17 protein-coding genes are annotated in these 21,917 nt (G+C 63.4%); 10 read left to right on the top strand and 7 right to left on the bottom strand.

The genetic code is table 11. The annotated features are described in order from the left end of the window. The first annotated feature begins 215 nt into the window (after positions 1 to 215). A complete protein-coding gene (locus ACOCG7_RS32655; RefSeq protein WP_114161851.1) occupies positions 216 to 1,043 on the top strand; it encodes a DUF4239 domain-containing protein in 828 nt (275 codons plus the stop codon). A 29-nt stretch (positions 1,044 to 1,072) separates the two neighbouring features. On the opposite strand, the gene argE is transcribed toward ACOCG7_RS32655, so the two are convergent. From argE to ACOCG7_RS32635, 4 genes are read right to left on the bottom strand one after another with little or no spacing between them, the layout of a single operon-like run. Next, positions 1,073 to 2,236 (bottom strand): acetylornithine deacetylase, encoded by a 1,164-nt coding sequence (gene argE / locus ACOCG7_RS32650; protein WP_114161850.1) that lies wholly within the window; start codon positions 2,234 to 2,236, stop codon positions 1,073 to 1,075. Continuing rightward, positions 2,229 to 2,906, bottom strand: coding sequence for a DUF1028 domain-containing protein (locus ACOCG7_RS32645; protein ID WP_114161849.1), 678 nt, complete (start codon positions 2,904 to 2,906; stop codon positions 2,229 to 2,231). Before ACOCG7_RS32645 ends, argE begins: the two co-directional genes overlap by 8 nt. A 10-nt stretch (positions 2,907 to 2,916) precedes the next feature. After that, positions 2,917 to 3,354: a RidA family protein gene (locus tag ACOCG7_RS32640; RefSeq protein ID WP_073429441.1), complete on the bottom strand. Its 438-nt coding sequence runs from the start codon at positions 3,352 to 3,354 to the stop codon at positions 2,917 to 2,919. Between the two features lie 54 nt (positions 3,355 to 3,408). Beyond that, the gene (locus ACOCG7_RS32635) at positions 3,409 to 4,767 is read right to left on the bottom strand and encodes a flavin-containing monooxygenase (RefSeq protein ID WP_114161848.1); all 1,359 of its coding nucleotides are present in this window, start codon (positions 4,765 to 4,767) and stop codon (positions 3,409 to 3,411) included. Between the two features lie 198 nt (positions 4,768 to 4,965). On the opposite strand from ACOCG7_RS32635, the gene ACOCG7_RS32630 reads away from it, so the two are divergent. From ACOCG7_RS32630 to ACOCG7_RS32605, 6 genes are all read left to right on the top strand, one after another. Beyond that, the gene (locus ACOCG7_RS32630; protein ID WP_073429439.1) at positions 4,966 to 5,892 is read left to right on the top strand and encodes a LysR family transcriptional regulator; all 927 of its coding nucleotides are present in this window, start codon (positions 4,966 to 4,968) and stop codon (positions 5,890 to 5,892) included. A gap of 182 nt (positions 5,893 to 6,074) precedes the next feature. After that, positions 6,075 to 7,238: an SRPBCC family protein gene (locus tag ACOCG7_RS32625; protein ID WP_114161847.1), complete on the top strand. Its 1,164-nt coding sequence runs from the start codon at positions 6,075 to 6,077 to the stop codon at positions 7,236 to 7,238. 32 nt (positions 7,239 to 7,270) lie between these two features. Beyond that, positions 7,271 to 8,464 carry an ABC transporter ATP-binding protein gene (locus tag ACOCG7_RS32620; protein WP_114161846.1) on the top strand — a complete coding sequence of 398 codons (1,194 nt, stop codon included), beginning with the start codon at positions 7,271 to 7,273 and terminating at the stop codon, positions 8,462 to 8,464. Between the two features lies 1 nt (position 8,465). Continuing rightward, a complete protein-coding gene (locus ACOCG7_RS32615; protein ID WP_083084686.1) occupies positions 8,466 to 9,512 on the top strand; it encodes an ABC transporter substrate-binding protein in 1,047 nt (348 codons plus the stop codon). 37 nt (positions 9,513 to 9,549) lie between these two features. Beyond that, the gene (locus tag ACOCG7_RS32610; protein WP_114161845.1) at positions 9,550 to 10,803 is read left to right on the top strand and encodes an ABC transporter permease; all 1,254 of its coding nucleotides are present in this window, start codon (positions 9,550 to 9,552) and stop codon (positions 10,801 to 10,803) included. A gap of 37 nt (positions 10,804 to 10,840) precedes the next feature. Continuing rightward, positions 10,841 to 11,668 (top strand): ABC transporter permease, encoded by an 828-nt coding sequence (locus ACOCG7_RS32605; RefSeq protein WP_114161844.1) that lies wholly within the window; start codon positions 10,841 to 10,843, stop codon positions 11,666 to 11,668. Positions 11,669 to 11,809: 141 nt separating this feature from the next. Here the strand turns inward: ACOCG7_RS32605 and ACOCG7_RS32600 are convergent, their stop codons facing one another. Then, positions 11,810 to 12,358 (bottom strand): single-stranded DNA-binding protein, encoded by a 549-nt coding sequence (locus ACOCG7_RS32600; RefSeq protein WP_114161843.1) that lies wholly within the window; start codon positions 12,356 to 12,358, stop codon positions 11,810 to 11,812. A 173-nt stretch (positions 12,359 to 12,531) separates the two neighbouring features. Beyond that, positions 12,532 to 13,719: an MFS transporter gene (locus ACOCG7_RS32595; protein WP_114161842.1), complete on the bottom strand. Its 1,188-nt coding sequence runs from the start codon at positions 13,717 to 13,719 to the stop codon at positions 12,532 to 12,534. 355 nt (positions 13,720 to 14,074) lie between these two features. On the opposite strand from ACOCG7_RS32595, the gene uvrA reads away from it, so the two are divergent. Both uvrA and ACOCG7_RS32585 read left to right on the top strand, forming a co-directional pair. Continuing rightward, positions 14,075 to 16,948 carry an excinuclease ABC subunit UvrA gene (gene uvrA / locus ACOCG7_RS32590; protein WP_073429431.1) on the top strand — a complete coding sequence of 958 codons (2,874 nt, stop codon included), beginning with the start codon at positions 14,075 to 14,077 and terminating at the stop codon, positions 16,946 to 16,948. Between the two features lie 32 nt (positions 16,949 to 16,980). Continuing rightward, positions 16,981 to 18,066 carry an AI-2E family transporter gene (locus ACOCG7_RS32585; protein ID WP_421378826.1) on the top strand — a complete coding sequence of 362 codons (1,086 nt, stop codon included), beginning with the start codon at positions 16,981 to 16,983 and terminating at the stop codon, positions 18,064 to 18,066. Positions 18,067 to 18,143: 77 nt separating this feature from the next. Here the strand turns inward: ACOCG7_RS32585 and ACOCG7_RS32580 are convergent, their stop codons facing one another. Further along, complete coding sequence (locus ACOCG7_RS32580; RefSeq protein ID WP_090518768.1) at positions 18,144 to 20,264, bottom strand: TonB-dependent siderophore receptor; 2,121 nt, start codon at positions 20,262 to 20,264, stop codon at positions 18,144 to 18,146. 387 nt (positions 20,265 to 20,651) lie between these two features. Here ACOCG7_RS32580 and ACOCG7_RS32575 point away from each other — a divergent pair, with 387 nt between their 5' ends. Then, positions 20,652 to 21,872 (top strand): PepSY-associated TM helix domain-containing protein, encoded by a 1,221-nt coding sequence (locus ACOCG7_RS32575; RefSeq protein ID WP_073429428.1) that lies wholly within the window; start codon positions 20,652 to 20,654, stop codon positions 21,870 to 21,872. Positions 21,873 to 21,917 lie beyond the last annotated feature (45 nt).

The following is a 21,917-nucleotide window of genomic DNA, read 5'->3' as shown; positions in this document are numbered from 1 at the left end:
ACTTTTTATTCGAATTCATGCGACTGCGACACATAAAGGGACTACGGCTGAATCGCGCAAAACTTTATGGCTGGTAGCGCGTGAGCTTGCGATCCATCAAGATACGAGCGAAAGCGGGAAGCCATTGCCCGGAGAGCCTTTTGCGGGACTATCCGGGTTCCTGGTTGGCGGCGGTTGATGGAAAGTGACGAGGCACGCGTCTTCGGAGCATTTCTATGTCGGAAATAGCCACGGCTCTGCTGGTCTTCGTTTTGTTGCTCGCCGCAACCGGACTCGGCGTGTGGGTGCGCCCGCTTTTGCCCGAAGAGCACAAGGCGCACGAAACGGTGCAACTCGTCCAGTTGGTGATCGGGATGCTGGTGACGTTTGCCGCGCTGGTGCTGGGCTTGATGACGGCGTCGGCGAAATCCAGCTTCGATACGGCGTCGAATGATTTGCGCACCTTTGCCGCCGATCTGATCGAATTCGATACGACGCTGCGGCAATACGGCGACGAAACCGCCGAGCCGCGCCGCCTGTTGCGGGCTTATACCGCGGCGGCGATTGCGTCGACGTGGCCCGGCGAGGCCGCGCCCGCCGGTGATTATCCGAAGAACATCGGCACGCGACCCGGCTCGACGAAGCTGGAAAACGTGCGCCTCGGCGAATTGTTGAACACGGTGGGCCAGCGGCTGCGGCAATTGCAAGCGCGCGACGCCTTGCAGCAGCGCGCGCTCGATGATGGTTTGACGCAGTTCCGGCGCGTCGTGGATGCGCGGTGGAAACTCATCGAGGAGGCGCACAGCTCGATCTCGCAGCCTTTCTTCAAGACGCTGACTTTCTGGTTGTGCGTGATTTTTCTCAGCTTCGGGTTGATCGCGCCTCGCAACGCGCTGGCGCTCGTCACGATTTCGCTGGGGGCTGTTTCGATCGCTTCCGCTATCTATGTCATCGTCGATCTGGATTCGCCGTTTTCAGGGCCGATCGTTATTTCCAGTTCGCCGATGAGAGATGCGTTGGAGCATCTCCTCGCGGCGCCCCCTGTCTCACCGGACGATGCGTGACACCGCGGCGCCGTCCTTAATGCTCCGTCTCAACGAGCGACCGAAAGGTAATCCGCCAGGCGAGCCAGCATGGCGTCGCAAGCGCGCAATTGCTCGACGGTGACGAATTCATCGGGCTTGTGTCCCTGGTCCATGCCGCCGGGTCCGCAGATCACCGTGGGAATGCCCGCCTGCTCGAAGAGCCCGCCCTCCGTGCCGAACGCCACCGTGCCGAATTCCTCGGAGCCGCTGAGCAACGCCAAAAGACGCGCCGCTTCGCTATCGGGCGAAGTCGCCAATGCCGGATAAGCGGAGAGCGACTGAAAGCGGATGTCGGCTTCGGACTTCACCGCGCGCATTTTCGGCAGCAACTCGGCTTCGGCGTAGGTCTGCAATGCGTCGGCTACACGATGCGCGTCGAAACCCGGCAGCGCGCGCACTTCGAAGTCGAATTCACATTCCGCCGGCACGATGTTCAGCGCACGGCCGCCTTTGATTACGCCCGTCTGCACGGTCGAGAACGGCGGATCGAAACGCTCGTCGTGATGCTCCGGTTGGGCCAGTTGATCGCCGATCTGTTCCAGACGGCCGATCATCCGCGCCGCGTACTGAATGGCGTTGACGCCATACGGCGCATAGGCCGAATGGCAAGGCGCGCCCTTCACGTGACAGCGCATCGCCAGCTTGCCCTTGTGCCCCAGCACCGGCTTGAGTTCAGTCGGTTCGCCGATCAGACACAGAACCGGCTTATGCGCGCGCCGCTCCAGTTCCGCCAGCATCGGCCGCACGCCGAGGCAGCCGACTTCCTCGTCGTAGGAAAAGGCGAGATGCACCGGCAGCTTCAACGTCCGCTCGACAAAGCCGGGCACCGCCGCCAGCACCGATGCGATGAAACCCTTCATGTCGGCCGTGCCGCGGCCATACAGCCGCCCATCGCGTTCCGTGAGACGGAATGCATCGACGGTCCACGCCTGGCCTTCGACCGGCACCACGTCGGTATGGCCGGACAGCACGATGCCGCCGCGCTCGCGCGGACCGATGGTCGCAAACAGATTCGCCTTGGTGCGCTCGGGGTTGTAGAACAGTTCGCTCTCGACACCGAGTTCGTCGAGGTAGCGCCGAATGAACGCGATCATGTCCAGATTCGAATCGCGGCTGACCGTCGGAAAGCCGATCAGGCTTGCGAGCAGCGCGCGGCTGGATCTGTCATTCATTGCCCGGCACTCCGTAGCTGGGCGCGGCGGTCGGATTCAACGCGCGGGTCAGGTAGTCCTGCATCTGCGGCCGATACGCGTGCCACAAACCGTCGAGTTGGCCGATGGGATCGTCGTCCGCCCAATCGACCCGCAAATCGACCATCGGCCAACTCACGTCGCCGACGATCTTGAGCGCCGCCGAATGCACCGGCCCCGCCTCCCCGCCCGCGGCCATCGCCGCATGCATCGCCGCGAGCAGCCGATCGGCCAGCGCGCCGGATGCCTGCTCGAACGCCGGAACCATCGCCTCGATCACTTCGATGCCCGCGAGCATGTTGCCCGCGGCCACGCATTGCTTGCCGGCGACGGCGTGATAGGTGCCCAACGCTTCCTTGCCGCTGAAGAACGCCGTGCGGCCCAGGCTATCGACCACCGTCACCTGCCGATATTCGCTCCACTCGCTTGCGCCGAGCGCGCGGTCCAATGCCGCGGCAGGATCGATTTTCCCGCTCTCCAGAAGGTCGAGAACTCGCGGGCCCAGCGCGGGCAGCGTGACGTTCTGGGTCGCCACCGCGCCGACGCCTGTCCGCACCCACGGGCAGCGAGCGCCGACCGCGACGCTGGAGGAACTGATCGCGATACCGAGCTGCCCCGAGCGCGCACAACGTCCGACGATAGAGAATGTCATGTCGTGCTCCTCAGGCTGTCGGCCGCGTCCAGCCATCGGGAATCACGGCGATGACGTCGATCTCCATCAGCCATTGCGGCTGACCCAACGCGACCACCACCAGGCCGGTGGAAATCGGAAATACGCCTTTCAACCACTTTCCGACTTCCTGATAGACCGGCTCGCGATAACGGATATCGGTGAGGTAGGTCGTCGTCTTGACGACGTGAGACAAATCGCTGCCGGCCTCCTCCAGCAACTGCTTGAGGTTTTTCATCGCCTGCTCGGCCTGGGCGCGCGGATCACCGAGGCCGACCAGGCGGCCTTCGAAATCCGTCCCCACCTGGCCGCGTACATAGACCGTGTTGCCGGCGCGCACGGCCTGACAAAGATCGTTGTCGAGCGTCTGGTTCGGATACGTATCCTTCGTGTTGAACATGCGGATACGGGTATGCGTGGGTTGGCTCATCGATGCACCTCAATGCGGGGAAGAAATAGATCGCGGATCAAAGCGGCGTGGCGTTCAATTCACGCCCATTTCGCTAACTTTGTGGACGCGTGAACCGGCGGACGCACCCTCGGCGCTTTCCGCGCTTTCCTCGTTGCGGCCTCGCGCATGGCGCTGCGATTCGTCGTAATACGCCAGATATTTGCGCTGCGTGACGATGTGATCGGCGATGTGCTTCGCGTCGTGCCACACGCCCCAGATGAATGCCGAACCGCGACGCGACAGCCACGGCAAGCCGAGAAAATAGATGCCCGGCTCCTTCGACACACCGCGCTGATGCACCGGCTTACCCTTTTCATCGAAGGCGTCGACCTTCAGCCAGTTGAAATCGACCGCGTAGCCGGTCGCCCAGACAATCGACGTCACGCCGGCTGTCGCCAGATCGAGATCGCGCAACGGATGCGTGACGCACTCGGGGTCGGCGGGAATGACACGCGCTTCGGGCTCTGGCGGAAGATCGAGGCCGTTGCGCTCGGCATACGCGTCGGCCGCGTCCAGCAGCGACAGATAGTTTTCGTCACCGCGCGCGAGGTTCGCCGCGAGATCGGCTTCGAAGGTTGCCACGCCCTTATCGAAAGACTTCGTGAGACCGACGAGCGTCACGCCCTGCTGCGCGAGACGCCGGAAGTCCACCGTATGACCGCCGCGCGAGCCGCTCACGGCAATCGTGACGTGCTCCCTGCCGGGCTTCATGACCTCCGCGTCCCATTCGCCGAGCACGCCCAGCCACCAGCAGAAGTCGCGGCCGCGATAGGCGCGCGGCGGACGATCATGCGCACCGACCGACAGATAGACGCGCTTGCCCGCACGTTGCAGCTCGTCCGCGATCTGCACGCCGGACGATCCCGCGCCGACCACGAGCACGCCCCCTTCGGGCAATTGCCCCGGATTGCGATAGTCGGCGGAATGAATTTGCGTGAGAGTCGAATCTCGCGGCGCGATCGGCGGAATCACGGGGCGCTGGAAAGGCCCGGTCGCGACGACCACGCGATTGGCCTCCACCACGCCCTCGGACGTTTCGATGGTGAAGCCCGGCCGCGCCGCATTGCGCACAACCTGCCGAACTTCCACGCCGGTGCGGATCGGCGCCTCGAACTTCCTTGCATACGCGACGAAATAATCCGCCACCTGCTCTTTTGAAGCGAAGGCGTCCGGGTCGACATCCGCGAACTCGAGATTGGGGAAACGATCGTGCCACGCGGGACCGTTGGCCACCAGCGAATCCCAGCGTGCCGTGCGCCAGCGCTCGGCGATACGGGCGCGCTCCAGCACGAGATGCGGCACGCCGAGCTTGCTTAGATGTTCACTCATGGCGACGCCGGCCTGACCGGCGCCGACCACCAGCGTATCGATTGACGTTCTTTCCACTGTCATGACTGTGTCCTTCTGAAGAGGCGGTGGTTTGCGATGGCGTGTGCCGCCTGGGCCATTCGTCTGCGTGAAAATCTACCCGCCCGTTCCGAATCCGAAAAACACATTTAAAAAATGCATAGCATTGGGTTTACCTATGCAGCGCTTTTTGACCGCTTCACAATGCGGCGCATTGAAGACCTTGAAGAGGGAGCGTCGTCGATGGAAAGCCACCCGTTGCGCTACTCGTTGCGCCAGTTGCGCTATTTCGTGGTCACCGCCGAAGCGTTGTCGTTCACCGCCGCCGCGAAGCGTCTGCACATCTCGCAACCGTCCATCTCGACGGCGCTCGCGGATCTGGAAGTGTCGTTCGGCGTGCAACTCTTCATCCGGCATCACGCGAGCGGTCTGTCGCTCACGCAAGCGGGACGCGATCTGCTCGGGCAAGCGCGCAATCTCCTGAAGATCGCGGAGGAATTGCAGACCACCGCCAAGGAAATGGACGGCGGCATGACGGGCGCCATCGCGCTCGGCTGTCTCGTCTCGCTTGCGCCGCCGCTCATGCCGGGGCTGATCAGCCGTTTCACGGGCGAGCACGCGGGCATTTCGTTTCGCACCGTCGAGGCGCATCAGGATGGCCTCTTGCGAGGCCTGCACGACGGCTCGCTCGATCTCGCCCTCACCTACAGTCTCGACCTGACGGAAGACATCGCCTTCACGCCGCTGCTCTCGCTGCCGCCTTACGTGATCCTGCCGAAGACGCATCGCCTCGCGCGCGCGCGCAAGGTGTCGCTCGCAGACCTCTTGCACGAGCCCTATGTGATGCTCGATCTGCCGCACAGCCGCGAGTATTTCGCGGCGCTCTTCGACGCGGTGGGCAGCCGCCCGGTGCCCGCGTTCCGTTCATCGCAGCCGGAGGTCGTGCGCGGCATGGTGGCCAACGGTCTCGGCTATAGCCTGCTCAACTTTCCGCTCAAGTCGAATCGCACCGTGGACGGCGAAGAGTTCGCGATCAAGCGCTTCAAGGACAACGTCAACGCAACGATGCTCGGCATCGCGCAATCACGCACGATGAAGCCCCGCCAGGTCGTGCAGCGCTTCGCTTCGTTCTGCGAGCACTATATTCGGCGACTGCATATCGACGCATGACGCGCAGCGCTCAATCGGCCGCTTCGCGCGTTCGCGCGCTGCATAGGCAAAAGCTCTGCTTTGTATCTGAAAACAATATTTTGCCTTGCAAATTGGCTTGATAGATTGATGTCCATATTGAGCGCCGCCACGCAAAGCCTCGCGACGACGCGCTCTTAACGTGACGACTCGAGGGGGACATCATGACCAGCCCGGCAAGGACGATCGCAGTGCAAGCGCTTGTCGACGACCTGCGCACGGGTTGCGAACGGCCCTTCAGCGACGCGCATGCGATGCCGCCCGGCGTGTACACGTCGCCCGAATTTCTCTGGCTGGAAGAGCACGCGATCTTCCAGCGGGAATGGCAATGCGTCGGCCGCGCCAGCGCGCTCAAGGCGCCGGGCGATTACATGACCGCGCGCATCGGAGCGCAACCGGTCGTCGTCTTGCGCGACGAACAGATGCAGCTCAAGGCGATGTCGAACGTGTGCCTGCATCGCATGTCGGTGCTGCTCGAAGGACGCGGCAATGTACGCCGCATCGTCTGCCCCTATCACGCGTGGAACTATTCGCTGGACGGCGCGCTGCAAGGCGCGCCGCTCATGGATCGGCAAGCGGGCTTCTGCAAGGAAAGCTACAGGCTGCCCGCCGTGCGTTGTGAGGAATGGCAAGGCTGGCTCTACGTCACGCTCGACGAAAACGCGCCGCCCGTGCATACGCAGCTTGCCGGTTTGAGCGAACTCATCGGCGCATACGGCATGTCGGACTACATCGAGACCTTCCATGAAGAGCACGTGTGGGACACGAACTGGAAGATCCTCGCGGAAAACTTCATGGAAAGCTATCACCTGCCGATGCTGCATCGCGCGACGGTAGGACCGCATTCGCGGCTCGATGAAATGGAATGCCCGCCGGGCTATCCCGCGTTCAACTATCACTGGATCACGAAGGAAGCGTCCTTGCCCATCGGCAACGCGCATCCGGACAACACGCGTCTCACGGGACACTGGCGCAAGACTACCGCGCTGCTCGCCATCTACCCGACGCATCTCGTCACGCTCACGCCGGGCTACTTCTGGTATCTCGTGCTGCAACCTCAAGGCGTGGGGCGCGTGCATATCCGTTTCGGCGGCGGGCTTGCGCCGGAGTTCATCGCGGATCCCGAGGCCGGCGCGCACATGGCCACGTTGAAGAAACTGCTCGACGAGGTGAATGCGGAAGACCGGCGCGGCGTGGAAGCGGTGTTCCGCGGCGTGCACGCGCCGCTCGCAAAGCCCGGCCATCTGAGCCATCTCGAACGCCCCAACCATGACTTCGCGCGCTACGTCGCCGGCAAGATCGCCGCGACGAAGCCCGGCACGCCCTGATTACGACGCACCATCGAGAGGAACGCGATCACATGTCGAACCCTGCCTTCATTTCGCTCTCGCGCGTGAGCAAATCGTATGACGGCGCCCAGTACGTCGTCGATGATCTGAATCTCGACGTGAGCAAGGGAGAATTCCTGTCGCTGCTCGGCCCCTCGGGCTCGGGCAAGACGACCACGCTGATGATGCTCGCGGGTTTCGAAACGCCCACTCACGGCGAGATTCGTCTCGACGGCCGGCGGCTCGACGACAAGCCGCCGCATCAACGCGACATCGGCATGGTGTTTCAGAACTACGCGCTGTTTCCGCATCTGACGATCGCGGAGAACGTTGCGTTTCCGCTCTCCGTGCGGCACGTGAGCCGCGCCGAACAGAAGGCGCGTGTGAAGCGCGCGCTCGAGATGATCGAGCTGCCGCATCTGGCGAACCGGCGTCCCGCGCAGTTATCCGGCGGACAGCAGCAGCGCGTGGCGCTCGCACGCGCGCTCGTGTTCGAGCCGAGCGTCGTGCTGATGGATGAGCCGCTCGGCGCGCTCGACAAGCGCCTGCGCGAAACGATGCAATACGAAATCATGCGCCTGCATCGCGAGCTGTCGCTCACGATCGTCTATGTGACGCACGACCAGGCCGAAGCGCTGACGATGTCGGACCGCGTCGCCGTGTTCTCCGACGGCCGTATCCAGCAGGCCGCCACACCGAGCGAACTGTACGAGAACGCGCAGAACGCGTTCGTCGCCAATTTCGTCGGCGAGAACAACGGGTTGACCGGGCGCGTCGTCACCGCGGGCGAAGGCTGGGCGACGCTGGCGCTCTCGGACGGCAGCGTGATTCGCGGCCGTTGCGAACACGGCCTGCGGCCAGGCGACGACGCGATGCTCGCGTTGCGCCCCGAACGCGCGCATATCCCGAGCGCGGAAGGCACGCAGGCAAGCACGCGCGCCGACGAACACAACAACGTGGTGCGCGCGCGCGTCGAGGAACGGGTGTATTGCGGCGATCATCATCGCGTGCACCTGAAGCTCGGCTCGCGCGATTCGATCGTCGTGAAAGTGCCGAATACGCAGCGCCACGCGCTGCCTTCGCCCGGCGGCACGATCGAGATCGCGTGGCGCCACGACGACTGCAAGATTCTCGCGATGACCGCGCCGCGAAGCGCGCCCGCGATGCCCGTATCCGCACCGCCTTCACCTTCCATCATCACGACCGCACCAGCAGGAGCCAACTGACATGCGCACCCTCATCCAAGCACAATGCGCCGCACTCGCCGTACTCGCATTCGCCACCGTGGCCGCCCAGGCGGCGGAGACGCTCTCCGTCGTGACCTTCGGCGGCGCATACGAAGCGGCGGCCAAGAAAGCGTATTTCGAGCCGTTCACGCAGGCCACGGGAATCGGCTTCTCCACCGAATCGTATGACGGCGGCCTCGCGAAGCTCTCCGCGATGGAGCAGGCGAAGAACACCACGTGGGACCTGATCGACCTCGAAACCAACGATGCGATCACCGCTTGCGACGAGGGGCTCCTGCAAAAATTCGACAGGAAGACGATCGGCAAGACGAGCGACTTCATCCCCGGCTCGATCAGCGATTGCGCGGTCGCGAGCATGGTCTGGTCCACCGTCTACGCGTACGACGCGAGCAAACTCAAGACCGCCCCGACCACCGTCAACGACTTCTTCGACCTGCAGAAATTCCCGGGCAAGCGCGGCTTGCGCAAGTCGCCGAAGGTATCGATGGAATGGGCGTTGATTGCGGACGGCGTCGACCCGAAGGATGTCTACAAGGTGCTCGGCACGCCCGCCGGCGTGGATCGCGCGTTCAGGAAGCTCGATACGATCAAGAAGAGCATCGTGTGGTGGGAGTCGGGTGCGCAGGCGCCGCAGTTGCTGGCGGACGGCGCGGTCGTGATGACGCAGGCCTACAACGGCCGCATTTCCGATGCCGCGAAGAAGGACAACAAGCCGTTCAAGGCCGTCTGGGACGCGCAAGTCTACGACTTCGACTGGTGGGGTGTGCCGACGGGCGCGAAACACGCCGACGCTGCCGCGAAGTTCATCGTCACCGCTTCGCAGCCGAAGGCCTATGCGGAGTTGTCGAAGTACATCGCCTACGCGCCGCCGCGCAAGGACGCGATCGCGCTGGTCGACAAGCAGCGCCTCGCCGATCTGCCGACCGCACCCGAGAACTTCAAGCGCGCGCTGCAGATCAACGCGAACTTCTGGGCCGACAACGCGGACCAGATCAACAAGCGGTTCCAGGTGTGGCTGACGCAGTAACACCATCGTCCGACGAGAGCCCAACTTGACTACCAGCATGCCCGCTTCCGCCCAAGGCCCGGTGCCGGGCTCACCGACGAGAGCCGACGGCCGCGCGTCGTTTCAGAAGACGCGCCGCCGCGCATCGATGCAAGCGCTGTTGCTTGCGCTGCCGTTGCTCGTGTTTCTGCTGTCGACCTTCATTGCGCCGATCATGCTGTTGCTCGCGCGCAGCGTGCAGAACCGCGAAGTGCCCGACAGCATGCCCGCGCTTGCGCGCGCGCTCGATGCGTGGGACGGTGGCGGCGTGCCGGACGAACACACGTTCGCCCTGCTCGCGGCGGGGCTCAAGGAGGCGCAGCAGAGCGGGCAGCTCGGCACGGTGGCGCGGCGGCTGAACTTCGCACAGCCCGAGTTTCGCAGCCTGTTGATGCGCACCGCGCGCCAACTGCCCGCCGATGCCCCGCCCGCGTGGAAAACGACGCTCGTCGGACTCGACGACCGCTGGAACTCGCCGGAGACCTGGCGGTTGCTCAAGCGCGCCGCCGCGTCGCCGACGCCGGACTATCTGCTCGCCGCGGTCGATGCGCAAGTCGCGCCGCAAGGCGCGGTCGGGTTCGTCCCGGACAACGCTTCCGTCTATCGGCAGGCGTTCGCGCGCACGATCTCGATCAGCGCCGCCGTCACGCTGCTGTGCCTCGTACTCGGTTATCCCGTCGCCTGGCTGCTCGCGAACTTGCCCGCGAAAAGCGGCAACCGGCTGATGCTTCTCGTGATCGTGCCGTTCTGGACCTCGCTGCTCGTGCGCACGACCGCGTGGTACGTGCTGCTGCAACCGGGCGGCGTCATCAATAGCCTGCTGATGGGTCTCGGTCTCGCCACGCATCCGCTGCCGCTGATCTTCAACCGCGCGGGCGTGCTGATCGGCATGACGCACGTGCTCCTGCCTTACATGATTCTCGCGATCTATTCGGTGATGAAGAGCGTGTCGCCCGTTTACATGCGCGCCGCGCAATCGCTCGGCGCGCATCCGTTCACCGCGTTCGTGCGGATCTACGTGCCGCAGACGCTGCCGGGCGTCGGCGCCGGCTGCTTCCTGGTATTCGTGCTCGCGCTCGGCTACTACATCACGCCTGCGCTGCTCGGCGGCGCCGGCGACGAGATGATCAGCCAGCTCATCGCGATGCAAACCAACACGCAGCTCAACTGGGGCCTCGCCGGCGCGCTGTCGGCCTATCTCGTGATTTTCACGGCGATCTTTTATTTCCTGTTCAACCGCATTGTCGGCATCGACCGCTTGCGCTTCGGTTGAACCGGGTCGAAACACGCACACGACGAAGGAACGGGACATGCAGGATCAACGCAACAAGGTGCTGACGGAGCGCATCGCCGCCCGCGGGGTGCGGCTGCATAGCGCGCTCGTGCTGTTCTTTCTGATTGCGCCGATTCTCGCGATCATCCCGCTCTCGTTCAATGCTGGCTCGTACTTCTCGTACCCGATGCAGGGCTTTTCGCTGCGCTGGTACGAGCAGGCGCTCACGAGCGCGGACTGGCAACGCGCGCTGCTGAATAGCATCGGCATCGGCGCGGCTTCGACGCTGATCGCCACCTGTCTCGGCACGCTCGCCGCGCTGGGCCTCTCGCGCGCGCAGTTTCCGCTGCGCGGTCTGATCATGCCGCTCATCATCTCGCCGATGATCGTGCCGATCGTCGTCGTTGCCGCGGGCTTCTATCTGATCTTCGCGCCGCTCGGCCTCGTGAACTCGTATCCCGGCGTCGTGCTGGCGCACGCGGCGCTCGGCACGCCGTTCGTCGTGATCACCGTGACGGCGTCATTGCTTTCCTTCGATCACAGTCTGTTGCGGGCCGCTTCCGGACTCGGCGCGCCGCCTTGGGTCGCATTCAGGCGCGTGACGTTGCCGCTCATCACGCCGGCGGTGGCGACCGGCAGCGTGTTCGCTTTCGCGACCTCGTTCGACGAAGTGATCGTCATTCTGTTCATCGGCGGGCCGGATCAAACCACCGTGCCGCGGCAGATGTGGAGCGGTATTCGCGATTCGATCGACCCGTCGATCCTCGCCGTGGCCACGATGTTGATCGTGTTTGCGGTGCTGCTGTTCGCGAGCATCAACTGGCTGCGCGGACGGGCGGCTGCGGCCAGCAACGCTGTTATCTGACGCACCGGGGCGCGTCGCTTCGTGGTCGCGCTGAAGCAGGGATTCGCCGGCTCAACAGCGGGCCATGAATAGGCGGGCAAACAAAAAGCCCGTCTCGACAAAGAGGACGGGCTTGTACCTGCAAAACTGTTTTAGTCGGGTTTAGAACGGAATGTCGTCGTCCATTTCATCGAAGCCGCCGCCGGCCGGGGCGCTCGGACGGCTAGAACCGCCGCTGGCGCCGCCACCCGCGCTGCCGCTGCCGCCACGCGAACCGCCGCCCGACATCGCACGGCCACCACCGCCACCGCCGCTGCGCTCCGACGGCTCACCGCGGCTATAACCGCCCTCGTCGCCACCGCCGCCCATCGAGCCGCCGCGGCCGCCCAGCATTTGCATCTGCTCGGCGACGATTTCGGTCGAGTAACGGTCGGTGCCGTCTTGCGCCTGCCATTTACGGGTGCGAATGCGCCCTTCCAGGTACACCGACGAGCCTTTCTTCAGATATTCCGACACGATTTCAGCGAGCCGGCCGAAGAACGACACACGGTGCCATTCGGTGGCTTCCTTGAATTCGCCGGACGCCTTGTCCTTGTACCGATCCGTCGTTGCAAGGCGGATGTTCGCCACTGCGTCGCCGCTCGGAAGATAACGGACTTCCGGATCGGCTCCGAGATTGCCGACGAGAATGACCTTGTTCACGGATGCCATGAGTTTCTCCTGTTGATTCCATTTCGGGCGGCGCGGCGGTGCACGGTTCGCGTCTCATGGGCCGGCGGGCCCGAGACCGGAAGTGCGCCGCATCCCGCCGCCGGGTGAGTTCTGGTGTTTTTGGGGCGAATCCCGAGTGCGGTCTACGGGGTGCGTCCTTCGGGGTCGCCGTATTACGCCTTGCGCGGCGGCTGTTTCATCTTTGCGGCGATTATAAGCCAGCAAAACACGAGGCCAGAGCACGCGAAGAAAACGGCGCTCTGACCGTCCACCTTCAGCAGCCAGCCGCCGATCATCCCGCCCAGCGCAAGACCGATCGACTGCGTGGTGTTGTACACGCCGGCAGCCGCGCCCTTGCGGGTGCCCGGCGCCAGTTTCGACACCAGCGACGGCTGCGAGGCCTCCAGAATATTGAAGCCCAGAAAGTACACAAAAAGGATCGCCGCCACACTCAGAATCGTATGCGGAGCGACGCCCAATAACAACTGTCCGATCAGGATAAGACCGATCGCCGACAACAGCACGGTTTTCATTTGCCCGCGTTTTTCAGCGGCGATGATCGCCGGCACCATCATCACGAACGAGAGGCCCATCACCGGCAAATAAATTTTCCAGTGCGAGGCGACCGGCAAGCCGCCCGCTTCGAGAATGCGCGGCACGACGAGGAACAGCGCGGTTTGCGTCGCGTGCAGCACGAGCACGCCGAAATTCAGGCGCAGCAGCTCGACGTTATGCAGCACTTCGGCGAACGGCGCGCGCACGTGCACCGGCTTGGGCGCGTCGGGCACGACCCACAGCACCACGCCCACCGCGAGAATCGAGAAAATGCCGACCAGCGTGAACAATCCGCTCATGCCGACCCAGTGGAACACGATCGGCGCGCCGACGATCGCCACCGCGAAGGAGACGCCGATACTGCCGCCCACCATCGCCATCGCCTTGGTGCGATGCTCCTCGGCGGTGAGATCGGCGATAAACGCGATCACCGCGGACGACACCGCGCCCATGCCCTGGATCACCCGGCCGACGATGATCCACGTCATGTCGTGCGCGCCCGCCGCGACGAAGCTGCCGAGCGCGAAAATCAGCAGGCCGGTGGCGATCACGGGCTTGCGTCCGACCTTGTCGGAGACCCAGCCGTAGAAGATGTACAGCATCGACTGCGTCACGCCGTATGCGCCGAGCGCGATGCCCACCAGCAGCACGTTGTCGCCGCCGGGGATGGTTTTCGCATAGATCGAGAACACCGGCATGATCATGAAGAGACCGAGCATGCGCAGCGCGAAGATGGCGGCGAGCGACACGGTCGCGCGCAGTTCGGGCGCGCTCATGCGTGAGGGTGTGGCGGACGGATTGGACATCGGGAGCGTTCTTCGAATGAGCTGGGCGGCGCACCGCGGGCGGCCGGCCCAGACGGGGCGGCCACGACCAGCCGGCTTACCACGGGACTGCGGGACACAGACAGTATGCGGCGCGGCATTCGAGCCGGCGGCTTCGCGCACTCCCCGCTCGCGCCGCCCCGCTGTTGCCTCGCGGCTAGCTTGTACTCGCGGAAAACGGCCCCAGTTAAACCTGTTCCCGCGACGCTGGACCGCTGCCTTACAGCTTGCCGTGGCGCCCGTTCGGGCGGTCAGGAAGCCGTAACGGCGGTCTTGAAAAGTCGTTATAGTAGCAGGTTTAGCCTCTTCCTCTTTCCGCAGTTCATGGAATAAATCCGTGGAACAAATCCGTATTCGTGGGGCTCGCACCCACAACTTGAAGAACGTCAATCTCGACCTTCCACGTCACAAGCTCGTCGTTATCACGGGCCTTTCCGGCTCAGGCAAATCGTCGCTCGCGTTCGACACGCTCTATGCGGAAGGACAGCGGCGCTACGTCGAAAGTCTCTCCGCCTACGCGCGCCAGTTCCTGCAATTGATGGAAAAACCGGACGTCGATCTGATCGAGGGCCTCTCGCCGGCGATCTCGATCGAACAGAAGGCGACGTCGCACAATCCGCGCTCCACGGTCGGCACCGTCACCGAAATTCATGACTATTTGCGGCTGCTGTTCGCGCGGGTCGGCACGCCTTACTGCCCGGATCACGAGATTCCGCTGCAAGCGCAAAGCGTCTCGCAGATGGTCGACGCGGCGCTCGCGTTGCCGGAAGAGACCAAGCTGATGATCCTCGCGCCCGTGGTGGCGAACCGCAAAGGCGAGCACGTCGAACTGTTCGAGGAAATGCAGGCGCAGGGCTTTATCCGCTTCCGGGTGCGCTCGGGCGGCGGCACCGCGAATGAAGGCGTTGCGAGGATTTATGAGGTGGACTCGCTGCCCAAGCTGAAAAAGAACGACAAGCACACAATCGACGTGGTGGTGGACCGTCTGAAAGTGCGCGGCGATATGAAGCAGCGCCTCGCCGAATCGTTCGAAACGGCGCTGCGTCTTGCCGACGGCCGCGCGATCGCGCTCGAAATGGATACGGATAAAGAGCATCTGTTCAGCTCCAAGTTCGCCTGCCCGATCTGCTCGTATTCGCTGCAGGAACTGGAGCCGCGCCTCTTCTCGTTCAACAATCCGATGGGCGCGTGCCCGGAATGCGACGGGCTCGGCCAGATCACCTTCTTCGATCCGAAGCGGGTGGTCGCGCATCCGTCGCTCTCGCTCGCGGCGGGCGCGGTGAAGGGCTGGGACCGGCGCAACCAGTTTTACTTCCAGATGCTGCAAAGCCTCGCGGCGTTCTACGAATTCGACATCGACACCGCCGTCGAGGATCTGCCGGAAAAAGTTCGCAAGATTCTGCTGTACGGTTCGGGCAAGCAGGAGATTCCGTTCTCGTACATCAACGAGCGGGGCCGCACGTCGGTTCGCGAGCATGTGTTCGAAGGGATCATCCCGAACCTGGAGCGGCGTTATCGCGAGACCGACTCGGCCGCCGTGCGCGAGGAACTCGCCAAGTACCAGAACAATCAGCCGTGCCCCGCTTGCGCCGGCACGCGGCTGCGCCGCGAAGCGCGCTTCGTGCGGATCGGCGCGGACGGCGACGCCCGCGGCATCTTCGAAATCAGCGGCTGGCCGTTGCGCGATGCGCTCGGCTATTTCCAGACGCTGCGGCTGGAAGGCTCGAAACGCGAGATCGCCGACAAGGTCGTCAAGGAAATCGTCGCGCGGCTCATGTTTTTGAATAACGTCGGGCTCGACTATCTGTCGCTCGAACGCAGCGCGGAAACGCTCTCGGGCGGCGAGGCGCAGCGCATTCGCCTCGCCTCGCAAATCGGCTCGGGTCTGACCGGCGTGATGTATGTGCTGGACGAGCCGTCGATCGGCCTGCATCAGCGCGACAACGACCGATTGATCGCCACGCTCAAGCATCTGCGCGATCTCGGCAATTCGGTGATCGTCGTGGAGCACGACGAGGACATGATCCGCATGGCCGACTACGTGGTCGACATGGGCCCCGGCGCGGGCGAGCACGGCGGCATGGTGATCGCCGAAGGCACGCCCAGGCAAGTGCAGGCCAACGCGGCTTCGATGACCGGTCAGTACATGTCCGGCGCGCGCAACATCGAATTTCCCGACGAGCGAAAAGATCCGGACGAGCGCCGCCTCCGCATCGTGGAGGCGCACGGCAACAATCTGAAGCACGTCACGCTCGATCTGCCGGTGGGCCTGCTGACCTGCGTGACCGGCGTATCGGGTTCAGGCAAGTCGACGCTGATCAACGACACGCTGTATCACGCGGTGGCGCATCACCTGTACGGCTCGGCCACGGAGCCCGCGCCGTACGAATCGATCGAGGGTCTCGAGCACTTCGACAAGGTCATCAACGTCGACCAGTCGCCGATCGGCCGCACGCCGCGCTCGAATCCGGCCACCTACACGGGCCTCTTCACGCCGATCCGCGAACTGTTCGCGGGCGTGCCGGCGGCCAAGGAACGCGGCTACGATCCGGGCCGTTTCTCGTTCAACGTGAAGGGCGGCCGCTGCGAATCCTGCCAGGGCGACGGCGTGCTGAAGGTGGAAATGCACTTTCTGCCCGACGTCTATGTGCCTTGCGATGTCTGCCACGGCAAGCGCTACAACCGCGAAACGCTCGACGTGCAGTACAAAGGCAAGAACATCAGCGAAGTGCTCGACATGACGGTGGAAAACGCCTACGAGTTCTTCAAGCCGGTGCCGGTCGTCGCGCGTAAGCTGAAGACCTTGCTGGACGTCGGCCTGGGCTATATCCGGCTGGGTCAGTCGGCCACTACCTTGTCGGGCGGCGAGGCGCAGCGCGTCAAGCTATCGTTGGAACTGAGCAAGCGCGACACGGGTCGCACGCTATACATTCTCGACGAGCCGACCACCGGTTTGCACTTCCACGACATTGCCCTTCTGCTGGAAGTTATTCATCGATTGCGAGATCAGGGTAATACCGTCGTTATCATCGAGCATAATCTCGATGTGATAAAAACTGCCGACTGGGTGATCGATCTCGGTCCGGAAGGCGGCGCGGGCGGCGGGCAGATCATCGCCCAAGGCACGCCGGAGCAGGTTGCGAAGTCGAAGGCAAGTTTTACCGGCAGGTATCTGGCGCCGTTGCTGAAACGCGCCGCCAGCAGAAAGTAACGGTGCACAACACGGGTGGAACGGGAAAAGCCATGGCCAAGCGGAATCAGGCACGCGACGACGGGCAAGTGCAGGACCTACGCCCACGCCCGGTCAGGCTGACTAGCGACATGAGCCTGCCGAAGCTGTCGGCGGTCGAAATCGGCAGTTACGTGGTGATGTTGATCGGCATGTGGGCGGTCATTCAACTCAGGCTGCTCGGCGCGCTGCTGGCCGGGATGCTCGTGTTCCAACTGGTTCACACCATCGCGCCGCGCATCGAGCGTCATATGTCGAGCCAGCGCGCGCGCTGGCTCGCGGTGGTGCTGCTCTCGGTGGTGATCGTGGGTTCGCTCACCGGCATCACGCTCGGCCTCATCGAGCATTTCGAGAACGACGTGCAGAGCGTGCAGAAGCTGCTCGATCAGGCGATGCAGTTGATCGATCAGGCGCGGGGGCGGATTCCGCAATTCATTGCCAGTTATCTGCCGGTCGACACCGAGCAGATGAAAGCCAAGGCCGCCGAACTGATGCAGACGCACGCCAACATGCTGCAGCAAAGCGGCAAGACGGCGGCGCGCGCTTTCACTCACATTCTGATCGGCATGATCATCGGCGCGATCATCGCGGTGGGCGCGCAGAAGCATATGCATCGGCTGCCGCTTTCCACGGCCTTCGTCACGCGCGTGACACGTTTCTCCGAAGCGTTCCGCCGCATCGTGTTCGCGCAGGTGAAGATTTCCGCGATCAATGCGGTGTTCACCGGCATCTTCCTGCTGGTCGTACTGCCGATGTTCCACGATCAGTTGCCGCTCTCCAAGACGCTGGTCATGGTGACGTTCATCGTCGGCTTGCTGCCGGTGATCGGCAATCTGATCTCGAACACGATCATCGTCGCAGTGGCGCTCTCGGTGAGCTTCCCGGCTGCGGTCATGTCGCTCGCGTTCCTGATCCTGATTCACAAGCTCGAATACTTCCTGAACGCGCGCATCGTCGGCGGGCAGATCGAGGCGCGCGCCTGGGAACTGCTGGTCGCGATGCTCGTGATGGAAGCCGCGTTCGGCCTGCCGGGCGTGGTCGCGGCGCCGATCTTCTATGCGTATATCAAGCGCGAACTGATTTATCTGCGGCTGGTTTGAACTGCCGCGCGCGGCGGCGCGCACAACGGCAAGGCGAAAAAAAAACGGCACCGCGGTGCCGTTTTTTTATGCATGCATCAGAAGTCGATGCGCGCATTCAGCGACAAGGTGCGCGGATCGCCCGGCGTCACGTAATCCGCGTACTGATACTCCCAGTAGCGGCGATTGAGCAGGTTGTCGATGGCCGCGCGAAACGTCACGTCATAGCCGCCGATGCGCGTGGCATAGCTCGCGCCCAGATTGACCAGCATATAGCCCGGCGCGTTCAGATTGCCGGCCGGCCGCACGTTCGTATTGCCCGTGAACTTGGCGTCGGCGCCGATGCGCAGACCCGGCACGTAGGGCACCGAGTACGTCGCATGACCCGCCACCACGAACTGAGGCGCGCCGGCCACGCGGTTGCCGTTGTTGGCCGCGCCCTTTTCATACTTCGTGTTGATCCACATGAGATCGCCGCCGACATTCCAGCTCGAACCCAGACGCACGTCGCCACCAAACTCCACGCCCTGGAAGATCGACTCGCCGTCCTGCGTATAGACGTTCGCGCTGTTCGCGTAAGCCGCGCCGCGCTCGATGCGGAACAGCGCGGCCGTCGCGCTCCAGCGCGCATGCTCGGTCTTGATGCCCACTTCATACTGCTTGCTGCGCAACGACTTGAGCAATTCGCCCCGGTTCGCGTAGGTGTCGCCCACCACGGTGCCCGCTTCCAGCGACTCGACGTAGCTCGTGTAAAGCGTCGTGGTCGGCGCCAGCTTGAACATCAGCGCGACGGTCGGCGTGACGACGCCGTTCTGGCTGTAGGTCGACGTGGTCGCGCCGGTGGTCGAGTAGCCGTGCTGCTCGTAGTTGGTGTAACGCACGCCGCCGAGCACCGACCAGCGCTGGGTCAACTGGATCGTATCGCTCGCGAACAGCGCTTTTTGCGTGATGTCGCTGTCGCGATAGGTGTAGTAGTTCGACGCGCCGCCGAAGGTGTTGGTGTTCGGCTGGTAGAGGTTGCCGGTGCCGATCTGGCCGAAGAAACTGTTCGCGCCGTAATCGTTCGTTTGACGCTGATACGCCGCGCCGATCACGAGCTGGTGCTGCAACGGTCCGGTCTTCACGCTGCCTTCCGCCGACACTTGCCACAAACTCAGCTGATGCCCTTCCTTGCCGGCGAAACGGCTGTCCGTGTAATCGCCCGCGCCATTGAGCAGGTAGTATGTGCTCTCGTTGCGGTCGCGCGAGCTTTTGCTATAGCTGTAGCTCGCATTGAGCGTCCAGTCCGGGCTCAGGTTGTATTGAACGCCCGCGGTGTAAAGCTGCAGGTTCGTGTTCAGGTGCTGATCGGGACCAGAGAGGTCGCCCGTGCCGCCGCTCATCGTGTGCGGCAGGCCCGTGCCGGAAAACAGCGCCGTCGAAATCGCGCCCGTGATGCCGGTCGAATGACGCTCCTGGTAGAGCGCGCCGAAGGTCGCCTTCAGGTCGCGGTTAATGCGCGCGTCGAGCGCGACGGAAACTGAATCGCGCCGCACGTTGCCGTTGTTGTAGGTCTTGCCTTCTTCATGCGTCGCGTTCAGGCGATAGCCGAACATGCCGTCAGGGCCGACGCGGCCGCCGAGATCGGCGTGCTCGGTCCACACGCCGTCGGTGTAATAGCCGATGTCGATGCTGCGCACCGGCGTGCCGGACAGCGGCGGCTTCTTCGTCACGTAGTTCACGACGCCGCCCGGCGCGCCGAAGCCGTACATGAAACCGGTCAGCCCCTTGAGCAATTCCACTTTTTCGAGCTGCTCGTACGGCATCGTGATGCCGTAGCTGTTGAACGGCATGCCGTCGATTTTGAAGCCGCTCTGCCAGTCCAGTTGCATGCCGCGCACCGTCAGATACGTGGCCCATGCGTTGTAGGCGTTGCCGTTGTCGGAGACGGAGGCGTCGGTGGCGAACACGTCGCCGAGTTTGGACGGCTGGCGGTCCTGCAATTGTTCGCTCGTGACGACGGTGGTCGAGAACGGCGTGTCGAGTTGTGAACGCGTGCCGAGCGCGCCACTGCTCAGTTCTTCCTTCAGATGCTGCTCGGTGTCTTGCGCCGCTGTGATCTTGACTGCTGGCAACGCTGTTTCGCCCGCTTCGGGCGTCTCCGATGCCGGCGCCTGCTGCGCGAAGGCAGCGTGGCTCGCCGCAAACGCTAGGCAGGCGGCCCAATGCAGCGGCCGCATCGTTAGCCGTTTATGCGGCAGCGGTTCTATTCCGTTTCTTACCCCGTCTCTTACGCTCATCGCTGACCCTGTTTTTCTGGATATCCCGAACAAATGAGAATCATTCCCAATTCGTACAGGCCGCGATGATGCCGAAAAAGCTATGCGAATTGTAAGCTTCGAGATGCGGCATTTTGCCGCATGCGCATAACCGATGCGAGCTGGAGGCCATGCCAGATGGGGCGTCGCGCAATGCTCGAACGTCACTCCGTCGGCTCAACCGTGTTGCGCTTACGGAAAACTTGCAACCGATGGCACGATTCCCTAAGATGCGAACAATTCCCATTTACGCAGAACCGGTGCCGTGACAGCTCATCCGAACTTCCGCTTTACCCCTCCGGCTCGCGTATGAGGCAGCAACTCATCCGTCTGCACCGCTGGTTCGGTGTCGCCACGGCGCTGTTTCTGTTCGTCGCGGGCCTCACCGGCGCGATCATCGCGTGGGATCATGAACTCGATGCGGCGCTGAACCCATCGTTCTTCAAGGCCCGTACCGCTGGCCCCGCGCTCTCCGGACTTGAACTGGCACGTCGCGTGGAAGCCGCCGATCCGCGTCTCCAGGTGACGTATCTGCCGCTTGCCGCCGAACCCGGCCGCACGTTGCAGATGATGGTGCTGCCGCGCACCAATCCCGCGACCAAACAGCCTTACACACTCGACTTCAACCAGATCGCGGTCGATCCCGCCACCGGCGAGATTCAGGGACGTCGCGAATGGGGTGCGGTATCGCTCGCGCGGCTCAATCTGATTCCCTTCATCTACAAACTGCATTACACGCTGCACTTGCCGTTTACCGGCGGCGTCGATATCGGCGTCTGGCTGATGGGCATTGTCGGGATCGTGTGGCTGTTCGATAGCGTGATCGCGCTATGGCTGTCGTTCCCTAGTCTGAAGGCGTGGCGCAAGTCGTTCGCCTTTCGCTTCGGACGCGGCGGCTATGCGCTCACCTTCGATTTGCATCGCTCCGGCGGCGTCTGGATCTGGGGCTTGCTGGTGATCGTCGCGCTGACGTCGGTGTCGATGAATCTCGCGGCGCCTGTCGTGCGGCCAATCGTGTCGCTGTTCTCGACGCTGACGCCGGACCCGATCAACAATCCGGAAATCCTGCGCGCCCCGCAGCCTGGGGACCAAGTGCTGAGCCGCGAGCGCATCGTGCAACTGGCCGAGGCAGCCGGCAAGGCGCGTAATCTCAACGCACCGCCTGGCGGCCTCTACTACGCGGAGTTCCTCCACGCCTATGGCGTGGGCTTCTACGCGACCGGCAACGATCACGGCGATATCGGCCTGGGTAATCCCTGGATGTATTGGGACGCCGCCACCGGCAAGCCGCTCGGCGCGCAGATTCCCGGCAAGGGCACGGCCGGCGACATCTTCATGCAGGTGCAGTACCCGCTGCATTCGGGGCGCATTCTGGGTATCGGCGGGCGGATTCTGATTAGCGCGGTCGGCATCGCGGTCGCCGTGCTGAGCGCGACGGGACTGCTGATCTGGCTGAAGAAGCTGAACGCGCGCCGCCGTTCGGCGCAAAACGCAAGTCGCATGCGGGACGGCGGCAGGTCCGTGGCGTAGTTCTCGGGGAAAGGTCGCTTCCGGCGCACACGCTTGCAGCATTGG

It is taken from the genome of Paraburkholderia sp. DD10 (assembly GCF_049177125.1).
In the GTDB taxonomy this organism is placed as follows: Bacteria; Pseudomonadota; Gammaproteobacteria; order Burkholderiales; family Burkholderiaceae; genus Paraburkholderia; species Paraburkholderia terricola.
The sequence above is the reverse complement of the archived record's forward strand: the minus strand, read 5'-3'. Positions and strand labels throughout refer to the sequence as shown.

Excerpts from the sequence above, each read along its gene's own strand:
- ACOCG7_RS32655 (WP_114161851.1), top strand. The coding sequence starts at position 216 with ATGTCGGAAATAGCCACGGCTCTGCTGGTCTTCGTTTTGTTGCTCGCC.
- argE (WP_114161850.1), bottom strand. The coding sequence starts at position 2,236 with ATGAATGACAGATCCAGCCGCGCGCTGCTCGCAAGCCTGATCGGCTTT.
- ACOCG7_RS32645 (WP_114161849.1), bottom strand. The coding sequence starts at position 2,906 with ATGACATTCTCTATCGTCGGACGTTGTGCGCGCTCGGGGCAGCTCGGT.
- ACOCG7_RS32640 (WP_073429441.1), bottom strand. The coding sequence starts at position 3,354 with ATGAGCCAACCCACGCATACCCGTATCCGCATGTTCAACACGAAGGAT.
- ACOCG7_RS32635 (WP_114161848.1), bottom strand. The coding sequence starts at position 4,767 with ATGACAGTGGAAAGAACGTCAATCGATACGCTGGTGGTCGGCGCCGGT.
- ACOCG7_RS32630 (WP_073429439.1), top strand. The coding sequence starts at position 4,966 with ATGGAAAGCCACCCGTTGCGCTACTCGTTGCGCCAGTTGCGCTATTTC.
- ACOCG7_RS32625 (WP_114161847.1), top strand. The coding sequence starts at position 6,075 with ATGACCAGCCCGGCAAGGACGATCGCAGTGCAAGCGCTTGTCGACGAC.
- ACOCG7_RS32620 (WP_114161846.1), top strand. The coding sequence starts at position 7,271 with ATGTCGAACCCTGCCTTCATTTCGCTCTCGCGCGTGAGCAAATCGTAT.
- ACOCG7_RS32615 (WP_083084686.1), top strand. The coding sequence starts at position 8,466 with ATGCGCACCCTCATCCAAGCACAATGCGCCGCACTCGCCGTACTCGCA.
- ACOCG7_RS32610 (WP_114161845.1), top strand. The coding sequence starts at position 9,550 with ATGCCCGCTTCCGCCCAAGGCCCGGTGCCGGGCTCACCGACGAGAGCC.
- ACOCG7_RS32605 (WP_114161844.1), top strand. The coding sequence starts at position 10,841 with ATGCAGGATCAACGCAACAAGGTGCTGACGGAGCGCATCGCCGCCCGC.
- ACOCG7_RS32600 (WP_114161843.1), bottom strand. The coding sequence starts at position 12,358 with ATGGCATCCGTGAACAAGGTCATTCTCGTCGGCAATCTCGGAGCCGAT.
- ACOCG7_RS32595 (WP_114161842.1), bottom strand. The coding sequence starts at position 13,719 with ATGTCCAATCCGTCCGCCACACCCTCACGCATGAGCGCGCCCGAACTG.
- ACOCG7_RS32585 (WP_421378826.1), top strand. The coding sequence starts at position 16,981 with ATGGCCAAGCGGAATCAGGCACGCGACGACGGGCAAGTGCAGGACCTA.
- ACOCG7_RS32580 (WP_090518768.1), bottom strand. The coding sequence starts at position 20,264 with ATGCGGCCGCTGCATTGGGCCGCCTGCCTAGCGTTTGCGGCGAGCCAC.
- ACOCG7_RS32575 (WP_073429428.1), top strand. The coding sequence starts at position 20,652 with ATGAGGCAGCAACTCATCCGTCTGCACCGCTGGTTCGGTGTCGCCACG.